This window comes from Streptomyces pimonensis (assembly GCF_041380215.1).
Taxonomy (GTDB): Bacteria; Actinomycetota; Actinomycetes; order Streptomycetales; family Streptomycetaceae; genus Streptomyces; species Streptomyces pimonensis.
The window spans coordinates 188686-211827 of the sequence record NZ_JAHWZY010000011.1 but is presented as its reverse complement, the minus strand read 5'-3'; the positions used below and the strand labels follow the sequence as shown (position 1 = coordinate 211827).

Genomic DNA, 23142 nt, shown 5'->3' with positions numbered 1-23142 from the left:
TCGGTGACGTCTTTTCCGTATGTCGATCACGAAAAAGCGTGTTCGCGGTGAACCTCGCGCTTGTCCCACCGCGTCCGGGTCGCTTACGTTCGCCACCGATCCGGACGGACGCCTAATCCTGCCGCCGCCCGGAGCCCGCACACACTGACCCGTCCACGGCAGGAACGGGGGACCCACAGGTACGACTGCCTGTTCCGGTTCCCGGAACGGCTTGGGGTTAAGCCACGCGACAGCGCGGCCGGGCATCTCCAGCCCGCACCCGACAGCTCACCTCGTAGGCGCCGGAGAGGAATTCGACATGCCCGCGAAGGGTAAGCACCGCCGTACCAGGACCCAGCGTTTCACCCGCTCCATCGCCGTCGCCGGAACCGGTGGCGCCGCACTCGCCCTGCCGCTCCTCGGCACCACCGGCGCGCACGCCGCCACGCCGCAGAGCGCCCCCGAAAAGGCCGTCCAGTCCCTTTCCGCCGGCCAGAAGACCGTCACCGACAAGGGCGGCGAGGCCCGCACGTACACCGTGAAGGCCGGGGACTACCTCGCGAAGATCGCCGAGGCGGAGAACGTCGACGGCGGCTGGAAGAAGCTCTACGCGGACAACCGCGAGGCCATCGGTGCCGACCCGTCACTCATCCACCCCGGTCTGAGGCTCTCCGTCGACGTCGGGGCCGCCACGGCCGCGCCGCAGGAGTCGCCCTCCGCCGCGGCCCCGCAGGCCCCGGAGCGGAAGACCGAGCAGCCCGCCGAGCAGCCCTCCCCGGACACCTCCACCCGGACCACGAACACCGACCAGGCCGCGAGCGCCTCCGGTTACAGCTCCCCGGTGCCCGGCGCCGGCCTCGGCACCGCCTACAAGGTGGCCGGCAGCATGTGGTCCAGCGGCTACCACACCGGCGTCGACTTCGCCGTCCCGACCGGCACCTCCCTGAAGGCCGTCGGCGCCGGCACCGTCGTCTCCGCGGGCTGGGCCGGAGCGTACGGCAACCAGGTCGTCCTCAAGCTCGACGACGGCCACTACGCCCAGTACGCCCACCTGTCCTCGCTCTCCGTCTCGGCCGGCCAGGCCGTGACCGGCGGCCAGCAGGTCGGTCTCTCCGGCTCGACCGGCAACTCGACCGGCCCGCACCTGCACTTCGAGATCCGCACCACCCCGGACTACGGCTCGGACGTGGACCCGGTCTCCTACCTCCGCTCGAAGGGTGTCGCCATCGGCTGACCCCCGACGACCTCCCCGACGCGCGCGCCGGAGGCCGGACCCCGATTCCCGGGTCCGGCCTCCGGCGTATTCCGGAGTTGGCCAACATTTTGGAAGTGTCTTATCTCACCGTGCGTCAACCTTTCCTTACGGTCGCGTAGGTCACATTCGAAGGTGAATCATGAGCGGTTGTGGCAGACGATTCGAAGAGTGACAGCAGAGCAGTGATCGGGTCGTACGTGGCGGTGGGGGACAGCTTCACCGAGGGTGTCGGCGACCCCGGCCCCGACGGGGCGTTCGTCGGCTGGGCCGACCGGTTCGCCGTGCTTCTCGCGGACCTCCGGCCCGAGGGCGACTTCGAGTACACCAATCTCGCCGTGCGCGGAAAGCTGCTGGACCAGATCGTGGCGGACCAACTGCCGAGGGCGGTCGAACTCGCCCCCGACCTGGTCTCGTTCTGCGCGGGCGGCAATGACATCCTCCGCCCGGGCAGCGATCCGGACGAGGTGGCCGAGCGGTTCGAGCGGGCGATCGCCGCGCTCACGGCCGTGTCCGGCACGGTGATGGTGACGACCGGGTTCGACACCCGTGGCGTTCCCCTGCTGAAGCATCTGCGCGGCAAGATCGCCACGTACAACGGGCACGTACGGGCCGTCGCCGACCGCTACAGCTGCCCGGTGCTCGACCTGTGGTCCCTCAGGAGCGTCCAGGACCGCAGGGCCTGGGACGCCGACCGGCTGCACCTGTCGCCGGAGGGACACACCCGTGTCGCGCTCCGCGCCGGGCAGGCCCTCGGCCTGGAGGTCCCCGCCGACCCCGAACAGCCCTGGCCGCCCCTGCCGCCCCGCGGCACGTTCGAGGTCCGACGGGACGACGTCCAGTGGGCCCGCGAGTACCTGGTGCCGTGGATCGGCCGCCGGCTGCGCGGGGAGTCGTCGGGCGACCACGTGATCGCCAAGGGGACGCTGTCCCCGGACGACATCAAGGTGCGGATCGCCGCGGTGGCGTGAGAGCCGCTTCGCCGGTGGCGGCGGTCCCCCGCACCGCGGTGCGGGGGACCGCCGCACATAATGGAATGTCTGACCGACTCCACTTGGAGGCACCGTGGCCGGTTCCCGTTCCCAGAGCTCCGGGCCGCGCGCCCTGCGGCCCGTGTCCTTCGGCGCGGACCCGAGTGGCGAGCGCATGGCACGCATCCGCAGATCCCCGCACTTCAAGGACGGGGTCTTCCGGAATCCCGGGGGCGCCGCCCGGATCCGCCCGACGGGGGCGACGCGGGACCTGGCGAAGACCTACTTCGACAAGGACTCCCGTTCCCGCCGCGCCCCGAAGGGCGCCGTCCCGGTGCACCCGACCACCCTGGCCGACATCTCCCGTCCGCCGGCCACCGGGCTGCGCCTGACCTGGATGGGCCACTCCAGCGTGCTCGCGGAGATCGACGGACACCGGGTCCTGTTCGATCCCGTGTGGGGCGAGCGCTGCTCGCCGTTCCCCTTCGCCGGGCCCAGGCGACTGCACCCCGTGCCGCTGCCGCTGGCCGCGCTCGGCCCGGTCGACGTCGTCGTGATCTCCCACGACCACTACGACCACCTGGACCTGCCCACGGTCAAGGCGCTGGCCGGCACGGACACCCTGTTCGCCGTACCCCTCGGCGTCGGCGCCCGCCTGGAGCGCTGGGGCGTATCCTCCGGGCGGCTGCGCGAGCTGGACTGGCACGAGGCGACGGAGGTCGGCGGCCTCACCCTCACCGCCACCCCGGCCCGCCACTTCTGCGGCCGGGGCCTGCGCAACACCCAGCACACCCTGTGGGCCTCCTGGGCGGTCGCGGGCGGGGAGCACCGGATCTACCACAGCGGTGACACCGGCTACTTCGAGGGCTTCAAGGACATCGGCGCCGATCACGGCCCGTTCGACGCCACGATGATCCAGGTCGGCGCGTACTCGGACTTCTGGCCCGACATCCACATGACGCCCGAGGAAGGCGTCCGGGCCCATCTCGACCTGCAGGGAGGCAGTCCGGGCGGGGTGCTGCTGCCGATCCACTGGGGGACGTTCAACCTGGCGCCGCACGCGTGGGCGGAGCCGGGGGAGTGGATGAAGGACGTGGCCGAGGGGGCGGGGCAGGCGGTGGCGTTCCCGCGGCCGGGTGAGCCGTTCGAGCCGGCGGGGAGGCTGCCGGTGGAGGCGTGGTGGCGGGCGGTGTCCGGTCCGATCGCGCACCCGTGGCGGCGTCCCCGGATCGCTGAGGGCGTGGCCGGAGCGAGCAGGGGTGATCTCGATCTCGCGGGTGAGCGGTGAGGTCGGCCGGGGACGAGCTCGGCGAGATGGCCCGGACACGGGAGCTTCTCCCGGCTGAAGAGCAGGATCGTGTACGGGGAGCCTTGGGCAGGGCGCCTCGCACGGAGCGTGATGCCGCTGCTCCGCGATTCAGGTCCTTGCCGTTCCTGGACGGCTCGTCTCGACTCGTCGTCCGGACACGCGCCTTGGAGCGCTGAGCCAGCCGGAGGGAGTCCAGGCCGGGCAGCGCTCGGCCGCACTGCTCGGCCATGGTCGGAGGCAGTGCCCAGCCCTCCGGTCCGGCTTCGCGGTCTTGTAGCGGGTCCGGCTGGGGCTGGGTACGGCCACCGCGTGATCACCGGGGATGGGGTGGACTCCTGAAGATCGTGCGGTGGCCGCAGGTCATGGGGCGGCCCCTGCCCGCCGACGGCTGCCGTGCTGTTCCGCTGATCGGACTCCGGGTGCAACCGGTTGCCGCGGCCGTGGTTCTCCGACGTCCTGCCCGAGTCGGCATGCCACCGCTTTCCGCATGCCCCAGCCGACACCCGTACCGGCGACCTCGGCGGCGGTCGCCCGGCCCAGCGCCTCGGCGGTGCCCGGACCACAGACCGCGAGGGCCGGACCGGCACGGTGTCCGCTCGGGGCCGCCTCGTTGAGTACGGCACCGTGGCTGTGGCGATCGGCCTGTCCCGAGGGAACCGGGTCGAGTCGCCAGGTGTCGCCCGCGGTGCGTGCACCGTCGGTCGGGGCCACCCGGCCTCGCACCCCTCATCCGTGTCGCGCACGCCATCTCGGCAACCTTGTCATGTCTGCAACTTAAATGTTTATTTTGCCGACGTTCATCTGGTGATCGTCAACGACTCATGGGTTCTCGTCCTTTCGTGCTTCCTCTGTGAAGGACGGGGGTATGGGGCGGGGTTTGCGGAGGAGCGCGTTGGCGATGACCGCGGTCATGGAGCTGCTGTTGATGACGGGGGAACGGTCCTCGGCGTCTCCCTCGACCGGGGGCAGTGGCTCCTGGTCGACCGGTCCGGCGCTCGACCGGGTGTACGGCAGTGCGGACGGGCGGTCGCACACGGCCGTGACGGCCGACACGCGAGCGGCAGTGAAGGGCGGCGGCCACGGTCACGAAGGCGCTCCAGGAGGACCTGGGGCGGAGCAGACGTTCACCAGGACATCTCTTGTGCGAAAAAATTCGTAGATTTGTGCGGGATGTCCAGTTCGGTGGCCAATTTCTGGTTCTCCTTGCATGCGGTCCTCAGTTCCGCGCGCAGGGCCGCGATCTCGGCTTCCGGTTCCTGTCTCGTGGCCCCGCTCACCGGGACGTCCTTCGTGTCCGTGCTCGTCGTGCCGCTCTCACCTCGGCGGGCCCGCTCGGCCCGCACCCGGTCGCGCAGCGCCTCCCGGCTGATCCCCAAGAGCCGCACCACGAGGTTGTCCACTCCGGTAGCGTTGGGGCGACCCGGCCGGTGGACTCGCGGCTGGGGCAATCAGTAGGGAACCGGCGGCAGATGCGGCTGGGGGACATCCGCAGAGGAACCAGACGATGGCCACGGTCTACCGCGTGGTGACCATGAACGACGAAGGCCAGGAGCAGAGCGCTCGCTACTTCGATGTGGACGGCCGGGAGATCGGTGATCCCCACCTGTCCAGCCTGTCCAGGAGGCGTGTCCCTTCCCCGCGACGGCACCCTGTGGATCCGCCCGTCACTCCGGAGCGGGTGTCACCCGCTCCCGGGACCGTCGTGTTCGACCCGGTGTGGTGGGAGGACCTGAGGGAGTGCACGGCTGTGTTCCTGCCGGGCGACCCCCCACGCTCCGGACGGATCGCTTTCCACGCCCAGGACGGGCGGCTGCCGGCCGGTGCTCCCACCGAAGAGCTCCTGCTGGTCCTGCCGCACGGACGCGGCGGGCGGCGACGGACCGTTCCCGCGGTGGTGTGCCCGCTCGCCGACGTTCTGCCGTTGCTGCTCGACGAGCCGCCGCAGCGGCTTGCCGCGACAGGTGCCGCATGGCGCCACGCGGCCCTCTACGCGCTGCACATGGCCGGCCGAGGGCTGTTGCTGCCCGGACTGAGCGCAGGCGGGTACGACGCCTGGAGACTGGGGCCGTTCTCGCAGGAGGACGCCGGCTGGGTACGGGCATTGGCCGGATCCCTCGACCCCGCCGCGTACGCGACTCCGTTCGAGCAGGCCGGGCGTGGACGCACTCCGCTGCTTCTGCCGCATCCCTACGACCGGCTGCGTCTGTTCCTGGACGCGGTGGCCGACTTGCTGCCACGCACGCCCGCCGCTGCCGCCGCTGCAGGACAGGCCGCTTTCGCCGGTCGGGACCCCAGGCACCTGCCGGAGCTGTGGGGCTGGGCCGCCGAGGTCGCCGACGGCCGGGACGCCGGTGTCCAGCTCTCCCTCCGGCTCGAACTGCCGGACACGGAGGATGACTTCGACATCACCGACGACGGCACGGGCGTCGCGGACCGCCTCGGAGCGGCGGTGCGGTGTGTGCCCCAGGTGCGCTCGCTGGCGGATCCGTTGCTGTTCGCCGACCTGGCCGAGGTGCGGCGGGGGACCGCGGGCGGGTTCGGGCCTCGTGACCGTGCGCGGGCCGACGCGACGCTGCGTGCGGCCGCCGAGGTCTGGCCCGCACTCGCCGGACTGCTGGAACCGGCCGGGCCGGACGCACTGGACCTGGACGACGACGCCTTTCTCGCCCTGCTGGACGACGGCATCGGCGTCCTGGCACGGGCGGGTGTGGCGGTGCACCTGCCGAAGGACCTGGTCCGGGACCTCGTCGTACAGGCAGTCGTCGAGCCCGGAAGCGGCTCGCCGGACGAAGAACCGGAGGGATCGGGCTACTTCACGCCCGACGCGCTGCTCTCCTTCCGCTGGGAGCTGGCGGTGGGCGACCGCACTCTCACCCCTGCGGAGCTCGACCGCCTGGCACAGGCCGGGCGCCCGCTGGTGCGGCTGCGGGACCAGTGGGTCGTCGTCGACGAGGCGCTGCTGCGCAAGGCCCGGAGCCGGCCACGCGGACTGGGCGCCCTGGAGGCGCTGACGGCCGTTCTCACGGGCGAGGTGGCGGGCGACGACGGAACCGTCACCCCGGTGCGGCCCAACGGATGGCTTGCCTCCCTCCACGACCGGCTGACCGCACCGGAGTACGCCGCGGATGCCGAGCTGCTGCCTCCCGCCGGGCTGGAGGCCACCCTGCGCGGATACCAACTACGTGGCCTGGCCTGGCTGGACCGGCTCACCCGTCTCGGCCTGGGTGCTTGCCTCGCGGACGACATGGGGCTCGGCAAGACGATCACCGCCATCGCCCTCCACCTGCGCCGGCAGGAGGATCCGAGGGCGGCCGGCGGCCCCACTCTGGTGGTGTGTCCCGCCTCGTTGCTCGGCAACTGGGGACGGGAGATCGACAGGTTCGCGCCCGGCACGCCCTGGCGCCGCCATTACGGACCCGCACGTGACCTCGGTGACTTCCGGCCCGGGGAGATCGTCCTCACCACCTACGGCACACTCCGCCGTGACCTGTCCGACCTCTGCGAGGCCGGACCGTGGGGACTCGTCGTCGCCGACGAGGCGCAGCACGCCAAGAATCCCGCCTCGGTCACCGCCAAGGCCATGCGTGCCCTCCCCGCCCAGGCCCGGGTGGCGCTCTCCGGCACACCGGTGGAGAACAACCTCACCGAACTCTGGTCGCTCCTGGACTGGGCCACGCCCGGCCTGCTCGGCCCGCTCGCCGCCTTCCGGGACCGTTACGGCCGGGCCGCCGAACGTGCCGCCCGCGGGAGCGAGGCCGAGGCCGACGCGGCGGCCGCCGGACGGCTCGGCCGCCTCATCCGCCCCTTCGTGCTGCGCCGCCGCAAGTCCGACCCGGGCATCGCCCCCGAGCTGCCGCCCAAGACCGAGACCGACCACCCGGTCCGGCTGACCCGGGAACAGACGGTGCTGTACGAGGCACAGGTACGGGAGTCGATGGACGAGATCCGCAACGCACAGGGCATCACCCGGCACGCCCTGGTCCTCAAGCTCCTCACTGCCCTCAAGCAGATCTGCAACCATCCCGGCCACTACCTGAAGGAGGACACGACGGCCCGCCTCACCGGACGCAGCGGCAAACTCGAACTCCTCGACGAACTGATCGACGTCCTCCTGGCCGAGAACGCGTCCGTGCTGGTCTTCACCCAGTACACGCGGATGGCGCGGATGCTGGAGGCGCATCTGGCCCGGCGCGGTGTGCGGACGCTCCTGCTGCACGGCGGGACACCGGTGCACCGACGCGAGGAGATGGTCGACACTTTCCAGAGGGGCGAGGTCCCGGTGTTCCTGCTCTCCCTGAAAGCAGCCGGCACCGGCCTCAACCTCACCCGGGCGTCCCACGTCGTCCACTACGACCGCTGGTGGAACCCCGCCGTCGAGGACCAGGCCACCGACCGCGCCTACCGTATCGGCCAGACCCAGCCGGTCCAGGTCCACCGGCTGATCACCGAAGGCACCGTCGAGGAGCGCATCGCACAGCTCATCTCGTCCAAGCGCGACCTGGCGGACTCGGTCCTCGGCGGAAACCGGGGAGAGGCCGCGATCAGTGACCTGACCGACGACGAACTCGCCGACCTGGTAGCCCTGCACACCACCACCGACCGGAGCAGCCGATGAGCCGCAACGGCACAGGCAAGCGCCCCGGTGATCTGGTCCTCCCGAAGCCTCCGCCGGTACCGGGACAGCGGAAACTGACGGACGGGCCGTGGGGCATCCTGTGGATCGCCGCCCTGGAGAATCCCCGCAGACGGGACTCCGGGCACGGGGCAAGGCTCGACCGTGCTCGCACCTACGCCCGGCGCGGGGCGGTCGGAGACATCACCGTACGCGCGGGCGAACTGTCCGCCCGCGTCACCGGCAGCGGCCGTCGCCCGTACAGGGTCGCACTCCGCGTTCCCGAACTGCCCGAGGCGGAGGTGGACCGGCTGCTCGAGGCATGGACGGACGACGTCGACGCCGCCGCCGAACTGTCCCGTGGGGAGCTCGGTGAGGCAACCGCGCGCATCGCCGTCTCCGAAGACATCGCCCTGGTACCCGGGCCCGGCTTCACCGACTACGAGTGCACCTGCCCTGACTGGGGCTTCCCCTGCAAACACGCGGCAGCAGTCTCCTACCAGTACGCCCGGACCATCGACACCCGCCCCGACGCCCTCCTGCTGCTCCGAGGCCACCACCTGGACTCCGTGCGTGAGGAAGCAGCGCTCCGGCGCGCCGAACGCGAGGCCGCCGCTGCCGAGCAGGCCGCTGAGGAAGCGGAACTGACCAGGACGGGCGCGGCTCGCGCAGTCCCGGCCGGCGAGGCGTTCGCACGGGCCAGGCAGGAAGGCGGACTGCCGCCCCTGCCGGAGCTTCCCGCCCCGGCGACCGGGCCCGTCACCGTCGGACCGTTCCCGGATCCGGGCCGCGAGGACAGCCTTGTCGCCCCCGACCGGCTGCGTACGCTGGCCGACGACGCCGCCCACCGTGCCGCCGACGCCTACAGCCACGCGGTCGCCACCGGAGGCGCCCCCGCCGCCCGGCTCTGGCTCGACACCGACCCCTGGCTGGACACCGTCCGGCGCGCGGCACGAGCGGACGGCGATCCTTGCGTCGTCGGCCGTCTGCTGAACAGTTCGGACCAGGCGCGTGCACGGCTCGCGCGGGCAAGCGCGGCGTGGAAGCACGGGGGCCGGCCCGCACTGGCCGTCCTCGACGGAGGCCAGGTGCCACCGCGTGCGGCGGAGGCCGCGGCACGCGAACAACTCCTCACCCGGCCGCTTCCCGGCCTGTCGGCCTCCCCTCTGCTGCGCCGCACCGGCGGCCGCCTTCAACTGATCGGTCACGACATCGAGTTGCGGTACGGGGCGGACGGTCACTGGTACCCGTTCCGCAAGCAGTCCGGCCAGTGGTGGCCGGCCGGCCCTCCCTCCCGGGACGCCGTGGAGGCTGTGCTGCCGATCCTGCCGGGGAGATGACCGGCCGGGCCGGATCCGACATCTCGTCCGGTGGATCGCCCGCGTCCGCGATCACGTGCGCCTGTCGCCGGACGCGCGGCACGGCGTGACGGTGTCCCTCCGGGACTCCTCCGGGTACGGAGACTCACGTCCCACCTGGACCTCCCTCTGTGGACCATCAGGATCCGTTGTCAGGGCGTCCACTCCACAGGGTCAGCCTCAACGAAGGGGTGCCCACTCCTCAGGGGCAAGAGCCGGGGCCGCATCGTCACGCGGAGAACCGTCCACCGGGGCTCATGTGCTCGGCCATGTCGAGCCACCGGCCGGCCGCAAGCGCATCCGTCCCGCAGAGCGAGGTCGAAGAGACGGAACCCGGACCGCTGCCACTACCAGTGGCGGTCGCACACGGTCGGGACACGGGACGGATCGCAAGGTCCGGAGAGTTCTTCGGCAGGGCGGGAAATCGGGGCGCGGCGGGTTTCCCTGCCATGTGATGATCCTTCCGGTGCGTCAGGGTTCCCGGTGCACCGGTCGACTCACCACACCCTTGGGGGTAGCAATGAGCCTGTTATCCGCTGGACGCCCGGTACGTCTCGGATCCGCCGCCGCGGCGGTGGCCGGTCTGCTGGCGGCCGGCCTCGCCGCGCCCGCGTTCGCCGCCGACGCCCCGCCGCAGACCGACCAGTTGTGGATCAACCCGCCCTACGAGCAGACGCTGCCGATCGGTACCGACGGCGGTCGGCCGCAGTCCCGCACCCTCGGTGTCGGCGTCTACCACGACAACGACAACTTCACGGTGACCGACGGCAGACTCACCATCGACGTCTCCGGTCTCGCCGGGGTCGCCGAGGTGACCTGGCCCGACAACTGCACGCCGGGCGGCGCCGGCGCGGTGTGCGACATCCCCGTGGTCCCCGTGATCGGGGGCGGCTACGAGGACCAGGTGTTCCTGACGGTGCACGCGGCCGACGGAGCCGAAGTCGGTGCCCAGGGCAGAATCACCTACGAGGCGACGGCCACCGGAGGCCCCGACGGGACGCTCACCGCGCCGCACGAGAGCTTCGACACCACGCTCACCGTCGGCACCGGACCCGACCTCGCCATCGACCCCGTAGCCGACATCGAGGACGGTCTGCCCGGCGATGAGCGGACGATCCCGTTCAGGGTCACCAACAACGGCAACGAGAGCGCGAACGGGTTCACCGTCAAGCTGGACGCCTCGTACGGCCTGACGGATCTGACCCGGTACGACGCCTGCACCCAGACCACGACGGACGGCGACGACTACGCACCGTCGACCAGGGCGATCTGCACGTTCGACCAGGTGCTGGCACCGGGCGACTCCTTCGAGCTGCCCGAGCCGCTGACGGTGCGACTCGCCCCGCACGCACTGAACGAGCGGCTCGACATCGACGTCGAGCCGGGCGACGGCGCCCAGGACATCGACTACCAGAACGACTACGCGGTCCTCCAGATCGGCGCGGAGAACACCGCGGACTTCTCCGTGACCGGTGACGCCGTCTCCGCCGCGGCCGGCGAGACGGCCACGGCCGAGCTCACGTTCAGGAACAACGGACCGGCCTGGTTCGGCAACCTCGGCTCCGGCGACCCCGTCGCCGAGGTCCGGTTGGTCGTGCCCGAGGGAACTGAGGTCACCGGTGTGCCGTCCGGCTGCTTCCCGCGCACCCTCGACGGCGGCTACCACCCGAAGCGGACGGGCGCCCCGCGCTACGACTGCGATCTGCGGTACTGGGTGCTGGAGGACACCCGGCGCACGTTCGCGTTCTCCGTGCGCGTCGACACCGTGGTGCCCGGCGCGACCGGCGCCGTGAGCATCCACCCCCCGTTCGGCGAGTTCGGCGAGCACCCCTTCGACTTCGACCCGGATCTGACGAACAACACGGCGGTCCTGGCCGTCAACTGACCGTCCCGCGGGTCCGGAGCGCGGCCGCCCGGGCGGCCGCGCTCCGGACCCGCGCTCCACAGAGCGGTGGGTGCCGCTCGGCACGCGGCCGGACATCGACCCGCCGGTGCAGGGGTCGTGGCGCGATGATGAGGAGCACCGCTCGCCGGCGGAGGCGGCAGAGGGCGGTGAAGTTCCCGCAGCCGGGTGAGCCGTCCGGGTCGGCGGGCGCTGGTGGCCCCGACGGCATGGGAGCCGCCGGGGCCACCAGCGACGTCCGCGCCCGTGACACGTGGGGCAGGACCTACAGCACCGCCTCGCGCTGGGTCTCCACCGTCAGAACGTGCTCGACCGCCTGGATCAGCGTCTCCTTGACCGAGGTGCGCAGCCGGGCGTCGCAGAGCAGGACCGGTACGTGCGGGCCCAGCGCCAGTGCCTGGCGTACCGTCTCCGCCGGGTACCGGCGGGCGCCCTCGAAGCAGTTGACGGCGACCACGAACGGCAGGCCGCTGCGCTCGAAGTAGTCGACGGCCGGGAAGCAGTCGGTCAGCCGCCGGGTGTCGGCCAGGACGATCGCGCAGAGCGCACCGGCGGCCAGTTCCTCCCACATGAACCAGAAGCGGTCCTGGCCGGGGGTGCCGAACAGGAAGAGCGCGAGACGGTTGTGGATGGTGATCCGGCCGAAGTCCAGGGCCACCGTGGTCGTGCCCTTCCGCTCGACACCCGACAGGTCGTCCACGTCGATGCCGGACCGTGTCAGCGTCTCCTCCGTGTGGAAGGGGATGATCTCGCTGACCGTGGAGACCAAGGTGCTCTTCCCCACCCCGAAGCCCCCTGCCACCAGGATCTTCGCGGCGTCCGGCAGCTCTGTTCGTGGCATGGCGGACTTGCCTTTCCGTTTCGTGCTCACAGTGCGCGCAGCCCTTCGAGTACTTCTCTGATCATCCGGACGCTGGGCCGCGCCGCCGGGTCGGCGGGCTGCCGCACCCGGATGGCCCGGGCGTTGAAGAGGTCCCCGAGCAGCACGCGTACGACTCCCACCGGCAGGTTCATGCGCGCCGCCACCTCGCCCACCGGGCGCGGGCTGCGGCAGAGGGCGAGGATCGCCCGGTGTTCGGGCTGCATCTCCACCTCGTACTGGAGGGTGTCGACCGTCGCGACCACGAAGGCCACCAGGTCGAAGAAGTAACCCTCGTTGCGGGTCCGTCCCCGCACCATGGCGTACGGGCGGACGACCGGGCCGGCCGCCTCGTCCACCCATTGCGCGTTGGTCATCGTGACTCGACCGACATGTGGAAGCCGAGGCGCTTGACCAGCATGGCCATCTCGTAGGCGACGACGCCGATGTCCGCGCCCTGGCGGGTCAGCGCCGTCAGGCAGGAGTTGTCGCCCGCCGCGCACACGAACAGGAAGCCTCCCTCCATCTCCACCATGGTCTGCAGCACCGCGCCGCCGCCGAAGTGGCGCCCGGCGCCCTTGGCGAGGCTGTGGAACCCGGAGGCGACCGCGGAGAGCCGTTCGGCCTGGTCGCGGTCGAGTGCCTCGGAGGCGCCGAGCAGCAGCCCGTCCGTGGACAGCAGGACGGCGTGGCCGATCTCCGGCACGTTGCGCACCATGTCGCTCAGCAGCCAGTCGAGAGGGGAGCCCGTCTCGGACGGGCCGACCTGGTTCATGTCAGCCACGTTGTCAACCACGCTTTCTGGAAGTGGGGGTGGGGGTGGGGGTGTGGGCCGGGAAGGCGGCGTGCGCGTCGTGGCCGAGCGCGTCGCCGCGCGGCCGGCCGGCCGGGTCGCCGGGGGCCGCGTACTGCTCGACCCGGGCGCGGGCCGCGCCCGCCTGGAGGGCGGACATCATCGAACGGACCTGGTCGGGGCGTTCGGCCGCGGGGTGGCGGAGCCGTTCGCCCGGACGGGGCTGGGGGGCGGGGCCGCGCGCCGCAGTTCCCGCCGGCGCCGGCGCCGGCGGGCCGACGCGCCGTTCGTAGTCGGTGCGGCCCCAGTTCATGAGCTGTCCGCGACCGCCGGCATCGCCGCTCGAGGTGGCCTGGTCCGAGAGGTTCGTCTGGGGGACGCGGACCGGGAGGCCGTCGATCATGCCGCCCGGTGCCGGTGCCGGCACCGGTGCGGGTGCCGGGTGAGGGCGTGCCGGTTCCGCCACCGGGGCCGGAGCTGTGTGAGCCGGTGCCGGTGGGCCTGCGTGTGCCGGGGCCGGAGCTGTGTGAGCCGGTGCCGGTGGGCCTGCGTGTGCCGGGGCCGGAGCTGTGTGAGCCGGTGCCGGTGGGCCTGCGTGTGCCGGTGCCGGTGGGCCTGCGTGTGCCGGGGCCAGGGCCTCGGGGATCGGCGGAGCCGGGGTCTGCGACGGAGACTGGGCCCACTCCAGCAGGTCGTCCGGGATGAGGACCACCGCGTTGACGCCGCCGTAGGGCGAGCGGCGCAGGGTCACCTCGATGCCGTGGCGCTGGGCCAGACGGCCCACGGTGACCAGACCGAGGCGGGTGCTGTCCAGGGCGGTGACGTCCAGCGGTGCGCCGAGGCGCCGGTTGGCCGCCTCCAGTTCCTCCGGCGGCATGCCGAGGCCGCGGTCGTCGACCTCGATGACCAGGCCGCTGGCCGCCTTGCCCACACTGACCCGGACCTCGCTGTCGGAGGGCGAGAACACCTCCGCGTTCTCGATGAGTTCGGCGAGCAGGTGGATGACGTCGGCGGCGGCACGGCCCTGGATGCCCACCGTCGGCACGGGCAGTACGACGACCCGCGCGTACTGTTCGGTCTCCGCGATGCCGCCGCGGACGACGTCCACCGCGGGGACCGCCCGGCGCCAGAACCGGCCCGGCGCGGAACCGGAGACGATCAGCAGGCCTTCGGCGTAGCGCCGCATGCGGGTGGCGAGCTGGTCGAGTTCGAAGAGCCGGTCCAGGGTGTTGGCGTCCTCCTCATGACGTTCCATCACGTCGAGCAGACTGAGCTGCCGGTGGATGAGGACCTGGCTGCGACGGGCGAGATTGACGAAGAGCTGGTTGATGCCCTGGTGCAGGCGGACGTCCTCCTGAGCGAGTTCCACGGCGGTGCGCTGCAGCGCGTCGAAGGCGGCCCCGAGTTCCGCCATCTCCCGGTTGACGAAGACGGGGCTCTTCATGCTGGTGCGGACGTCCACCGTCTCGCCGCGGCGCAGTCGACCCACGACGTCACGGAGTTTGTCGTCGGTGAGGTTGCGTGAGGAGGTGTTGAGACGGTTGATGTCGCCGACGAGGGAGCGCGCCATGCGGATCGACATCACGACGGAGGTGATCAGCGAGGCGAGGCTGAGCGTTCCCGCGACGATGAGTTCGACGAAGGCGCGGTGAGCCGGGGGGCCGGTGCGGGTGAAGACCAGGTGGATGTAGTCGAGGGCGGTCGTGCTGTTCACCTTGGCCGCCGTGTCGTAGGCGGCGCGCCACTGTGCGATGGAGAAGGGGAGCGCGCGGGCGGTCGGGCCCGCGTCGATGAGGCTGTCCTCCAGGGCGGTGACCTCGGTCATGGCCCCGCCGGGGGCGGCGAGTTCCAGGAACGGCTTGCGCTGGGCGGCGGGAAGCCGGGCGAGCACCTCGGCGCTCAGCAACCGTCGGGCGCCGATGGTCTGGACGAGGGTGCGGTAGGCGGGGGCGCTCAGCCGGCGGCCGGGGGTGGCGGCGGCGGCCGAGATCAGCGCGTCCTCCCGGGAGAGGAGGTCGCCTGCGGGCACCTGGGTGTAGAGGGCCTGGCCGAACTCCTGGGCGTCCTGGTCGGGGAGGATCGTCATGGTGCGCAGCGCCTCGGCGATGTCGTCGTTGATGCCGGTGTAGGCGGCCATGACCTGGTCCGGCGAGCTGGTGCCCGCGTCGGTTCCGCGCCGGATGTCGCTCAGGGCGGCGAGGGACTTCTCGGCGCGGTCGACGCCCTCACGTACCGAGTCGCTCTCCGCGCTGCGGACCTCGTCGTCGTGCGCCTCCTTCAGGAACTCCGCTATCGCCGCGTCGCTGGCCGCACGCCCGGCGGCCAGCGACGCGGGGTCGACGTCCGGTGCGGTGGCCGCCACGACCGCGTCGCGCCGTTCGCTCTGGAGGGCCACCACGGTCCGGCCGAGGGGAGCGGCGAGGTGATTGCCGATGGTGTCGACGCGCGAGAGGGTCAGCGCGTTGCCGAGAGCCAGGTGGGCGGCGTAGCCGCACAGTGCGGCCAGTGACACCAGTGGAAGCAGGAGAAGCGCCGTGAACTTGCGGCGGATGGACCAGCCCTGACGTTTCATTGATGCCCTGTCGAGTAGCACGGTGGCGCGCGGCTGCCCGCGAACGGATGAGGTACTTCCGGGACGCGGAGAGCACCTCCTCCACGAGAGGAACAGAATGCGTGGCTCATGTGCAGGCCGAGTGGAGGGAAGCTCGTGGCCATGACGAAATCTCCGCGTCTTGATCATGATAGAGCGGGTCTGACGACCTGTTATTTAATAAAGTCCGACATTTTCGTTAACGCGGGAGAGTCCACTGTCGCGCGTCCCGCCCTGCGTGGCACGGGAGTGTCGGACGCCCTCGCGGCGGGGCGGGGCTCGGCCGCGAGCGGTGCGCGGACACGGCCGCCCAGGTGGCGGTGGCCGGTGATCACCGTCGGGGCCGCCCTCCTCGTCGGCGATCGGATGCCGGTGCTCACCGGCGCCGACGGCGTCGGCCGGTCCCGGCGCAACGTTCTGACGCCGGTGGACCGAGGCCGCTCCGGTCCCGTCGTGCGGGCCGTCGGTGCTCACGGCCCGAACGCCGCAGGGGTGGGGCGCCCGCTTCGGCCCGGTCCGCTCATTACGGTGAGTGATGCTCTGGGGTGTTGGTCGAGGTGCTCCGGGGTCGGCCCGGCGTTCCCGGGGCGCCGGCTTCGGGCGGCCGAAGGCGTGTCGAGGGGGCTGGGTCGCCCTGCTCCTCGTGAGGTCGAGGTGACCGTTCATGACCAGCGCTGATTGATTGCTTCTCGCTCCTGATCCCTTGCTCGAGCGGGTTGTCGGCCTGTCGTACGAAGCCTCATACCAGAGCGCGATGCTGTCCGCAGGAGTTTGTCAACTGCCCACCACACGTGATGCGGTGGTGACTACGGTGAGTGCCGGTCGGGTGGTACCGCGGCACCTCATGCCGTAGGGCGCTTCTGCGTCGAGGGGCCGCGTCCAACAGTCGGATCAGGGAGCGGGGACCGGTACGTGCAGCCACAAGGCGGACGAGGGAGCGGACGGGGCGAGGGGCCCCGGCGCCCGGGCCCGGGCGGCGTGCGGAGCGCCGTCGGCGCCACGGCCACGGCCCCTGAGCCGGACCGCGCCGACGCGCATCCCGCCGGCGCCCGGATCCTCCGGTCCGGTCCGGCCGCCCGGGCGGACCGCCGCGAGGGCGGGCGGCACGGCCGGCCGCCCTCGCGGACCGCTCCCGCGCTGCCCGAGGTGCCGATACGGCGCCAACTGCTGCGCCTCGCCGTGCTCCCTCCCGTGGCGGTGGCCCTCAGCGCCTGTGCGGCCGTGCTCTTCACCGTCCGCTCCACCGGGGTCCGGCCGAGCCTCGCCCTGTGGGCCGTCCTCGGCGGCGCCACCTCGGTGACGTGCGCCGGCGTCCTCATCGCCGCCGTGGCCGCCGACCGAGCCGCCCGGTCCGTACACGACCGCATCGGCGCGCTGCGCCGGAGCACCGCCCGGCGCGAGGCCGACCTGCGCGTCCTCGTCGAGGCACTGCGCCGCGGCGACGCCCCGCCCCCGGGCGGGCGGCGGGGCGAACGGACCGACGACCCCGACGGCGACTTCGACCTGCTCGCCGCCGATCTCGCCCGCGCGCACGACGGGGCCGTGCACGCCGTCGTGCAGGCGTCCCAGCTCTCCATCCAGGCCGGCAGCGAACAGAAGCTCGAGGTGTTCGTCAACCTCGCCCGACGCCTGCAGTCCCTGGTGCACCGCGAGATCTCCCTCCTCGACGAGCTGGAGAACGAGATGGAGGACCCCGACCTGCTCAAGGGGCTCTTCCACGTCGACCACCTCGCCACCCGCATCCGCCGCCACGCCGAGAACCTCGCCGTGCTCGGCGGGGCCGTCTCCCGGCGTCAGTGGAGCAACCCGGTCCCCATGACCGAGGTGCTGCGCTCGGCGATCGCCGAGGTCGAGCAGTACTCACGGGTCAAGCTCGTGCCGCCGATCGACGGCACCCTGCGCGGGCACGCCGTCGCCGACGTCATCCACCTGCTCGCCGAACTCGTCGAGAACGCCACGGTGTTCTCCGCCCCGCACACTCAGGTGCTGCTGCGGACCGACCTCGTCACCTCCGGGCTCGCCGTCGAGGTCGAGGACCGCGGACTCGGCATGCCCGCCGGTGAACAGGACCGGATGAACGCGCTGCTCACCGACCCCGACCAGGTACATGTCGCCAGCCTGCTGGCCGACGGCCGGATCGGCCTGCTCGTGGTCTCCCAGCTCGCCAAGCGGCACGGCATCCAGGTCCGGCTCCGGAACAACATCTACGGCGGGGTCCAGGCCGTGCTCGTGGTGCCGCAGGCACTGCTCGGCGCCGAGCCCGGGGCCGGCGTCGGCGCGCCCGGCGCGGCACCGCAGCCGTACGGTCACGGCACCGGTGCCGCCCCGACGAGCCGTCACATGCCCGCCGTACCGGTTCCCGTGGACACGCCGCCCGCGCCCGTCGCATCCCTCGCCCTCGCGCCCCCACCGCTCCGCCCCCACGCCCCGGACCCGTCCCCGCCCGGTGGCGCGCCCGCCCGGCCGCTGCACGGCGCCCACGAGGTGCGTCCCACCCCCGCCGAGGCCGTACCCGGCGTCCATCACGGCGACCGGAACGTCCTCGCGGACCACGGGACCCCGCCCCTCGCCCCGCGTGGCGCCGTGGACAGACCCCGGCTGCCCCGCCGCCGCGCCCAGGAGCACATCGTCCCGCAGCTCCGCGAGGGTCCCGCGCCCCGCCAGGACACCGAGCACGCCGCCGGGCACGACCCCGGCCTGATGGCCGCCTTCCAACGCGGCGTCGGCCTCGCGGAGTCCCGGCAGGAACCCCCCGCCGCGCCCGCACCCCCCACCGGCCACCCCGCCCGGCACGACGGGAGCGCCCCCACAGGATGACCGGCACCACCCCCGACGCTCCCGCAGACCTTCGTACCCCAAGGAGTCGATCCACCATGGCGAGCGATGCACCGACCGTCCAGGTATCCGACCTCGACTGGCTGATGAGCGGCCTCGTGCAGCGCGTACCGCACACCAACAGCGCCGTACTGCTGTCCTGCGACGGGCTGGTGAAGTCCGTGCACGGCCTCGACCCGGACGCCGCCGACCACATGGCCGCCCTGGCCTCCGGCCTGTACTCCCTCGGCCGCAGCGCCGGTATCCGCTTCGGCGACGGCGGTGACGTCCGGCAGGTCGTCGTCGAGCTCGACTCGACCCTGTTGTTCGTCACCACCGCCGGCTCCGGCACCTGCCTCGCCGTCATGGCCGGCCGCGAGGCCGACGCGGCGGTGCTCGGCTACGAGATGGCGATGCTGGTCAAGTCCGTACGGCCGTACCTGGTGACCGCTCCCCGCCAGCAGGGTGTCGAACCGCCGGCGACGAGGCCTTGAGCGTGACGGCGGCCGGTGACGGGCCCTGGCTCGACGACGCGGCCGGACGGCTGGTGCGTCCCTTCACGATCAGCAACGGCCGCACCCGCCCCACCGTCGCCCTCGACCTCATGTCGCAGGTCAGAGCCACCGGCGCCACCCCTCTCGGCCACCTCGGCCCCGAGCACGCGCAGGCCCTCGACCTGTGCCGCGCCCCCGTCCCGGTCGCCGAGGTCGCCGCCCATCTCAGGCTGCCGGTGGCCGTCACCAAGGTGCTGCTGGCGGACCTCGTCGAATGCGGGGCGCTGACCGACAAGCCCCCCGCGTTCCACCACAACCCGACGGACCGGGCCCTTCTGGAGGCAGTGCTCGATGGACTACGACGACAGCTCTGACCACGTCGACGGCGCGGACCGCGGCGACGACCGGTTCCCCACCGCACTCAAGATTCTGGTGGCGGGCGGGTTCGGCGTGGGCAAGACGACCTTCGTCGGCGCGGTCAGCGAGATCGCGCCCCTCAGTACGGAGGAACTCCTCACCACGGTCGGCGCCGCCACCGACAACCTCGACGGCATCGAGAACAAGGTCGAGACGACCGTGGCCATGGACTTCGGCCGCATCACCCTCGACATGGAACACGTGCTGTACCTGTTCGGCACTCCCGGCCAGAAACGGTTCTGGTTCATGTGGGACGAACTGTGCGAGGGCGCGCTCGGCGCGGTCGTCCTCGCCGACACCCGGCGCCTGGAGGAGTGCTTCGCGGCGATCGACTTCTTCGAGCAACGCGGTCTCGGATTCGTGGTCGCCGTCAACGAGTTCGACGGCGCCTTCCGCTACGACCCCGGGGAGGTGCGCGCCGCCCTCGACCTCCCCGCGGAGGTCCCCGTGGTCCGGTGCGACGCCCGTATCTCCAGCTCCGGCGTCCAGACCCTGCTCATCCTGGTCCGTCACCTCATCGCCCACGCCCCGGTCCCCGCGACCGGGCACGGTGCCCACATGTGATCCCCGAGCACCCTCGGAGCCCCTGCATGACCTTCCCCCACCACCTGGGAGCCCGCCCATGAGCTACGACCCGCCCCGTCCGGCAGGTCGTCTGCTGCTCACCCCCGAGGACGGCCAGGCGCCGGAGCGCGCCCGCAGACTGCGCCGGCTGGGACTGGGGGAGCGCCCCGAGCCCGCGCTCGACGCCTTCGCGTACGGTCTCGCCGATCTCACCGGAGCGCCGTACGCCATGGTCAACCTGCCCGGTGAGAAGGGACAGTTCTTCGCCGGCCTGCACACCCCGCCCGTCGCGCCCGTGGTCCGGGGCGACGGCGCCGGCGCCCTGCTGGGCCGGGTGCTGCCCCGCGACCACGGCTTCTGCCCCCATGTGGTGGCCCGCCGCAAGGCGCTGGTCCTGGAGGACCTGAGCGACTACCCGCGGTTCGCGGGCAACCCGGTGGTGGACGAGTTCGGCATCCGCTCCTACCTGGGCGCACCGCTCATCGACCGCACCGGCATGGTGCTCGGCACCGTGTCGGTCACCGACATCCGGCCACGTGCCTGGGGGCAGCCGGGGCTCGCCGCCATCAAGGCGCAGGCCGCGGATCTCGTCGGACGGCTGGAGCGCCGGGAGGACGACGGGCTGCCGCGGTGACTCCGCGCGGCACGGGGCCGGACGGGTGACGGCGTGAAGGAAAGCTGTGGCCGCGCTTAAGAAAACCTCGATGGACCGGTGAGGGTGTTGTACGGCAGATTGCAGTGCGATTTCACTCCTCCTCCCGGACCGGGGCCGCTTCGGCGTGCCCGGGAGCCGGGACTCACCCTCAGGAGCCGTAGCGTTGAAGGCGCTGGTCAAGGAGAAGGCGGAGCCCGGTCTGTGGCTCGCGGACGTCCCGGAGCCCGCCGTCGGACCCGGCGACGTGCTGATCAAGGTGCTGCGCACCGGTATCTGCGGCACCGACCTGCACATCCGGTCCTGGGACGGCTGGGCGCGGCAGACGATCAGCACCCCGCTGGTCCTCGGGCACGAGTTCGTCGGCGAGGTCGTGGAGACCGGCCGGGACGTCACCGAGGTCAGGGCCGGTGAGCGGGTCAGCGGCGAGGGCCACCTGGTGTGCGGCAAGTGCCGCAACTGCCTGGCCGGCCGCCGTCACCTGTGCCGGGCCACGGTCGGCCTCGGCGTCGGACGCGACGGCGCCTTCGCCGAGTACGTCGTGCTCCCCGCCACCAACGTGTGGGTGCACCGGGTGCCCGTCGACCTCGACGTCGCCGCGATCTTCGACCCGTTCGGCAACGCCGTGCACACCGCGCTCTCCTTCCCGCTCGTCGGTGAGGACGTCCTCATCACCGGCGCAGGACCGATCGGCCTGATGGCCGCCGCCGTGGCCCGGCACGCCGGTGCGCGCAGCGTCGTGATCACCGACGTCAGCGAGGAGCGCCTGGAACTCGCCCGCAAGATCGGCGCCACCCTGGCGCTGAACGTGGCCGAGCAGACCATCGCCGACGGACAGCGCGCCCTCGGCCTGCGCGAGGGCTTCGACATCGGCCTGGAGATGTCCGGCCGCCCCGAGGCCGTACGGGACATGATCGCCAACATGACGCACGGCGGCCGGATCGCGATGCTCGGCCTGCCGGCCGAGGAGTTCCCCGTCGACTGGGCCCGCGTCGTCACCTCGATGATCACCATCAAGGGCATCTACGGCCGCGAGATGTTCGAGACCTGGTACGCCATGTCGGTGCTGCTGGAGGGCGGCCTGGACCTCGCCCCGGTGATCACCGGCCGCTACTCCTACCGCGACTTCGACGCCGCCTTCGAGGACGCGGCCGGTGGCAAGGGCGGCAAGGTCATCCTCGACTGGACCGGTTGACCACGGTCCGGTTCGCCGCCGGGGCGCGGAAGTCCGTGTCGGGACGGCGACCGTGCTCGACCCTTCGGGCCCTCGCGCTCCCCGTCTCGACCCCGCTCGAGCGGGAGGCGCCCCGGCTGCCCCGACACAAACGCGCCCCTTTGGCTCACTCGCCCTCAACGCACCCTAGGAGCCTCGATGTTCGAGTCCGTCCGTGACGACCTGCGCGCCACCCTCGACGAGATCCGCGCCGCCGGACTGCACAAGCCCGAGCGCGTCATCGGCACCCCCCAGTCCGCCACCGTGAACGTCACCGCCGGCGGCCGTCCCGGCGAGGTCCTCAACTTCTGCGCCAACAACTACCTCGGCCTCGCCGACCACCCCGAGGTGGTCGCCGCCGCCCACGAGGCCCTGGACCGCTGGGGCTACGGCATGGCGTCCGTGCGCTTCATCTGCGGCACCCAGGAGGTGCACAAGGAACTGGAGGCGCGGCTGTCGGCGTTCCTCGGCCAGGAGGACACGATCCTCTACTCCTCCTGTTTCGACGCCAACGGCGGTGTCTTCGAGACGCTGCTCGGCCCCGAGGACGCGGTGATCTCCGACGCGCTGAACCACGCCTCGATCATCGACGGCATCCGGCTCTCCAAGGCCCGCCGCCTCCGCTACGCCAACCGCGACATGGCCGACCTGGAGCGGCAGCTCAAGGAGGCCGCAGAGGGCGGCGCGCGCCGCACGCTGATCGTCACCGACGGCGTCTTCTCCATGGACGGCTACGTCGCCCCGCTGGACGAGATCTGCGACCTCGCCGACCGGCACGGCGCCATGGTCATGGTCGACGACTCGCACGCCGTCGGCTTCGTCGGCCCCGGCGGACGCGGCACCCCCGAGCTGCACGGCGTCATGGACCGCGTCGACATCATCACCGGCACCCTGGGCAAGGCGCTCGGCGGCGCCTCCGGCGGCTATGTCGCCGCCCGCGCGGAGATCGTCGCGCTGCTGCGCCAGCGCTCCCGCCCGTACCTGTTCTCCAACACGCTCGCCCCGGTGATCGCCGCCGCCTCGCTGAAGGTCCTCGACCTGCTGGAGTCGGCCGACGGCCTGCGCGTCCGGCTGGCCGGGAACACCGCCCTGTTCCGCCGCCGGATGGCCGAGGAAGGCTTCGACGTCCTGCCCGGCGACCACGCCATCGCCCCGGTGATGATCGGCGACGCCGCCCGCGCCGGCCGTATGGCGGAGCTGCTGCTGGAGCGCGGCGTGTACGTGATCGGCTTCTCCTACCCGGTGGTCCCGCAGGGCCAGGCCCGCATCCGCGTCCAGTTGTCGGCGGCGCACTCCACGGACGATGTGAACCGCGCGGTGGACGCCTTCGTGGCGGCCCGGTCGGAGCTCGACGCCTGAGCG

At 72.2% G+C, this 23142-nt stretch carries 18 protein-coding genes and 1 riboswitch; of the genes, 13 read left to right on the top strand and 5 right to left on the bottom strand.

The window, feature by feature from the left end; genetic code table 11:
- Window positions 1-135: 135 nt before the first annotated feature.
- Window positions 136-294: riboswitch (cyclic di-AMP (ydaO/yuaA leader) on the top strand.
- A 4-nt stretch (window positions 295-298) separates the two neighbouring features.
- The 3 genes from KYY02_RS13965 to KYY02_RS13955 all read left to right on the top strand — a co-directional run bounded on the left by KYY02_RS13965 (window position 299) and on the right by KYY02_RS13955 (window position 3490).
- Window positions 299-1213 carry a M23 family metallopeptidase gene (locus KYY02_RS13965; protein ID WP_371238238.1) on the top strand — a complete coding sequence of 305 codons (915 nt, stop codon included), beginning with the start codon at window positions 299-301 and terminating at the stop codon, window positions 1211-1213.
- 203 nt (window positions 1214-1416) lie between these two features.
- Window positions 1417-2202 (top strand): SGNH/GDSL hydrolase family protein, encoded by a 786-nt coding sequence (locus KYY02_RS13960; protein WP_371238255.1) that lies wholly within the window; start codon window positions 1417-1419, stop codon window positions 2200-2202.
- Window positions 2203-2296: 94 nt separating this feature from the next.
- Window positions 2297-3490, top strand: a complete 1194-nt coding sequence (locus tag KYY02_RS13955; RefSeq protein ID WP_371238237.1) for an MBL fold metallo-hydrolase — start codon at window positions 2297-2299, stop codon at window positions 3488-3490.
- A 1145-nt stretch (window positions 3491-4635) separates the two neighbouring features.
- On the opposite strand, the gene KYY02_RS13950 is transcribed toward KYY02_RS13955, so the two are convergent.
- On the bottom strand, window positions 4636-4911 hold the full coding sequence (locus KYY02_RS13950; protein ID WP_371238236.1) for a hypothetical protein: 276 nt from the start codon (window positions 4909-4911) through the stop codon (window positions 4636-4638).
- Between the two features lie 104 nt (window positions 4912-5015).
- Here KYY02_RS13950 and KYY02_RS13945 point away from each other — a divergent pair, with 104 nt between their 5' ends.
- From KYY02_RS13945 to KYY02_RS13935, 3 genes are all read left to right on the top strand, one after another.
- Window positions 5016-8126, top strand: a complete 3111-nt coding sequence (locus KYY02_RS13945; protein WP_371238235.1) for an SCO1167/SCO6262 family helicase — start codon at window positions 5016-5018, stop codon at window positions 8124-8126.
- The gene (locus KYY02_RS13940; RefSeq protein ID WP_371238234.1) at window positions 8123-9463 is read left to right on the top strand and encodes an SWIM zinc finger family protein; all 1341 of its coding nucleotides are present in this window, start codon (window positions 8123-8125) and stop codon (window positions 9461-9463) included. The genes KYY02_RS13945 and KYY02_RS13940 overlap by 4 nt, the downstream gene beginning before the upstream one ends.
- Window positions 9464-10001: 538 nt before the next feature.
- Window positions 10002-11366: a COG1361 family protein gene (locus tag KYY02_RS13935; protein WP_371238233.1), complete on the top strand. Its 1365-nt coding sequence runs from the start codon at window positions 10002-10004 to the stop codon at window positions 11364-11366.
- Between the two features lie 283 nt (window positions 11367-11649).
- Here the strand turns inward: KYY02_RS13935 and KYY02_RS13930 are convergent, their stop codons facing one another.
- The 4 genes from KYY02_RS13930 to KYY02_RS13915 are packed head-to-tail and all read right to left on the bottom strand — an operon-like array spanning window position 11650 to window position 15608.
- Window positions 11650-12225 carry a GTP-binding protein gene (locus KYY02_RS13930; RefSeq protein ID WP_371238232.1) on the bottom strand — a complete coding sequence of 192 codons (576 nt, stop codon included), beginning with the start codon at window positions 12223-12225 and terminating at the stop codon, window positions 11650-11652.
- Window positions 12226-12251: 26 nt separating this feature from the next.
- Complete coding sequence (locus KYY02_RS13925; RefSeq protein WP_371238231.1) at window positions 12252-12620, bottom strand: DUF742 domain-containing protein; 369 nt, start codon at window positions 12618-12620, stop codon at window positions 12252-12254.
- The gene (locus tag KYY02_RS13920; protein ID WP_371238230.1) at window positions 12617-13018 is read right to left on the bottom strand and encodes a roadblock/LC7 domain-containing protein; all 402 of its coding nucleotides are present in this window, start codon (window positions 13016-13018) and stop codon (window positions 12617-12619) included. Before KYY02_RS13920 ends, KYY02_RS13925 begins: the two co-directional genes overlap by 4 nt.
- A gap of 13 nt (window positions 13019-13031) precedes the next feature.
- On the bottom strand, window positions 13032-15608 hold the full coding sequence (locus KYY02_RS13915; protein ID WP_371238229.1) for a sensor histidine kinase: 2577 nt from the start codon (window positions 15606-15608) through the stop codon (window positions 13032-13034).
- A gap of 1071 nt (window positions 15609-16679) precedes the next feature.
- Here KYY02_RS13915 and KYY02_RS13910 point away from each other — a divergent pair.
- The 7 genes from KYY02_RS13910 (at window position 16680) to KYY02_RS13880 (ending at window position 23139) form a co-directional block, all read left to right on the top strand.
- The gene (locus KYY02_RS13910) at window positions 16680-18443 is read left to right on the top strand and encodes a sensor histidine kinase (protein WP_371238254.1); all 1764 of its coding nucleotides are present in this window, start codon (window positions 16680-16682) and stop codon (window positions 18441-18443) included.
- A 56-nt stretch (window positions 18444-18499) separates the two neighbouring features.
- Window positions 18500-18934: a roadblock/LC7 domain-containing protein gene (locus KYY02_RS13905; protein ID WP_371238228.1), complete on the top strand. Its 435-nt coding sequence runs from the start codon at window positions 18500-18502 to the stop codon at window positions 18932-18934.
- A 2-nt stretch (window positions 18935-18936) separates the two neighbouring features.
- Complete coding sequence (locus KYY02_RS13900; protein ID WP_371238253.1) at window positions 18937-19308, top strand: DUF742 domain-containing protein; 372 nt, start codon at window positions 18937-18939, stop codon at window positions 19306-19308.
- Complete coding sequence (locus KYY02_RS13895) at window positions 19286-19915, top strand: GTP-binding protein (protein ID WP_371238227.1); 630 nt, start codon at window positions 19286-19288, stop codon at window positions 19913-19915. Before KYY02_RS13900 ends, KYY02_RS13895 begins: the two co-directional genes overlap by 23 nt.
- A gap of 58 nt (window positions 19916-19973) precedes the next feature.
- Window positions 19974-20549: a GAF domain-containing protein gene (locus KYY02_RS13890; protein WP_371238226.1), complete on the top strand. Its 576-nt coding sequence runs from the start codon at window positions 19974-19976 to the stop codon at window positions 20547-20549.
- Between the two features lie 184 nt (window positions 20550-20733).
- Entirely contained in the window at window positions 20734-21762 is a 1029-nt protein-coding gene (gene tdh / locus KYY02_RS13885; protein WP_371238225.1) for an L-threonine 3-dehydrogenase, read from the top strand.
- A 177-nt stretch (window positions 21763-21939) separates the two neighbouring features.
- The gene (locus KYY02_RS13880; protein ID WP_371238224.1) at window positions 21940-23139 is read left to right on the top strand and encodes a glycine C-acetyltransferase; all 1200 of its coding nucleotides are present in this window, start codon (window positions 21940-21942) and stop codon (window positions 23137-23139) included.
- The last annotated feature ends 3 nt before the right edge of the window (window positions 23140-23142 follow it).

Bases quoted from the DNA above. Each gene is read 5' to 3' on its own strand.
- KYY02_RS13895 (WP_371238227.1), top strand. From the start codon at position 19,286: ATGGACTACGACGACAGCTCTGACCACGTCGACGGCGCGGACCGCGGC.
- KYY02_RS13930 (WP_371238232.1), bottom strand. From the start codon at position 12,225: ATGCCACGAACAGAGCTGCCGGACGCCGCGAAGATCCTGGTGGCAGGG.
- KYY02_RS13880 (WP_371238224.1), top strand. From the start codon at position 21,940: ATGTTCGAGTCCGTCCGTGACGACCTGCGCGCCACCCTCGACGAGATC.
- KYY02_RS13915 (WP_371238229.1), bottom strand. From the start codon at position 15,608: ATGAAACGTCAGGGCTGGTCCATCCGCCGCAAGTTCACGGCGCTTCTC.
- KYY02_RS13935 (WP_371238233.1), top strand. From the start codon at position 10,002: ATGAGCCTGTTATCCGCTGGACGCCCGGTACGTCTCGGATCCGCCGCC.
- KYY02_RS13920 (WP_371238230.1), bottom strand. From the start codon at position 13,018: ATGAACCAGGTCGGCCCGTCCGAGACGGGCTCCCCTCTCGACTGGCTG.
- KYY02_RS13905 (WP_371238228.1), top strand. From the start codon at position 18,500: ATGGCGAGCGATGCACCGACCGTCCAGGTATCCGACCTCGACTGGCTG.
- KYY02_RS13945 (WP_371238235.1), top strand. From the start codon at position 5,016: ATGGCCACGGTCTACCGCGTGGTGACCATGAACGACGAAGGCCAGGAG.
- KYY02_RS13940 (WP_371238234.1), top strand. From the start codon at position 8,123: ATGAGCCGCAACGGCACAGGCAAGCGCCCCGGTGATCTGGTCCTCCCG.
- KYY02_RS13965 (WP_371238238.1), top strand. From the start codon at position 299: ATGCCCGCGAAGGGTAAGCACCGCCGTACCAGGACCCAGCGTTTCACC.
- KYY02_RS13925 (WP_371238231.1), bottom strand. From the start codon at position 12,620: ATGACCAACGCGCAATGGGTGGACGAGGCGGCCGGCCCGGTCGTCCGC.
- KYY02_RS13890 (WP_371238226.1), top strand. From the start codon at position 19,974: ATGAGCTACGACCCGCCCCGTCCGGCAGGTCGTCTGCTGCTCACCCCC.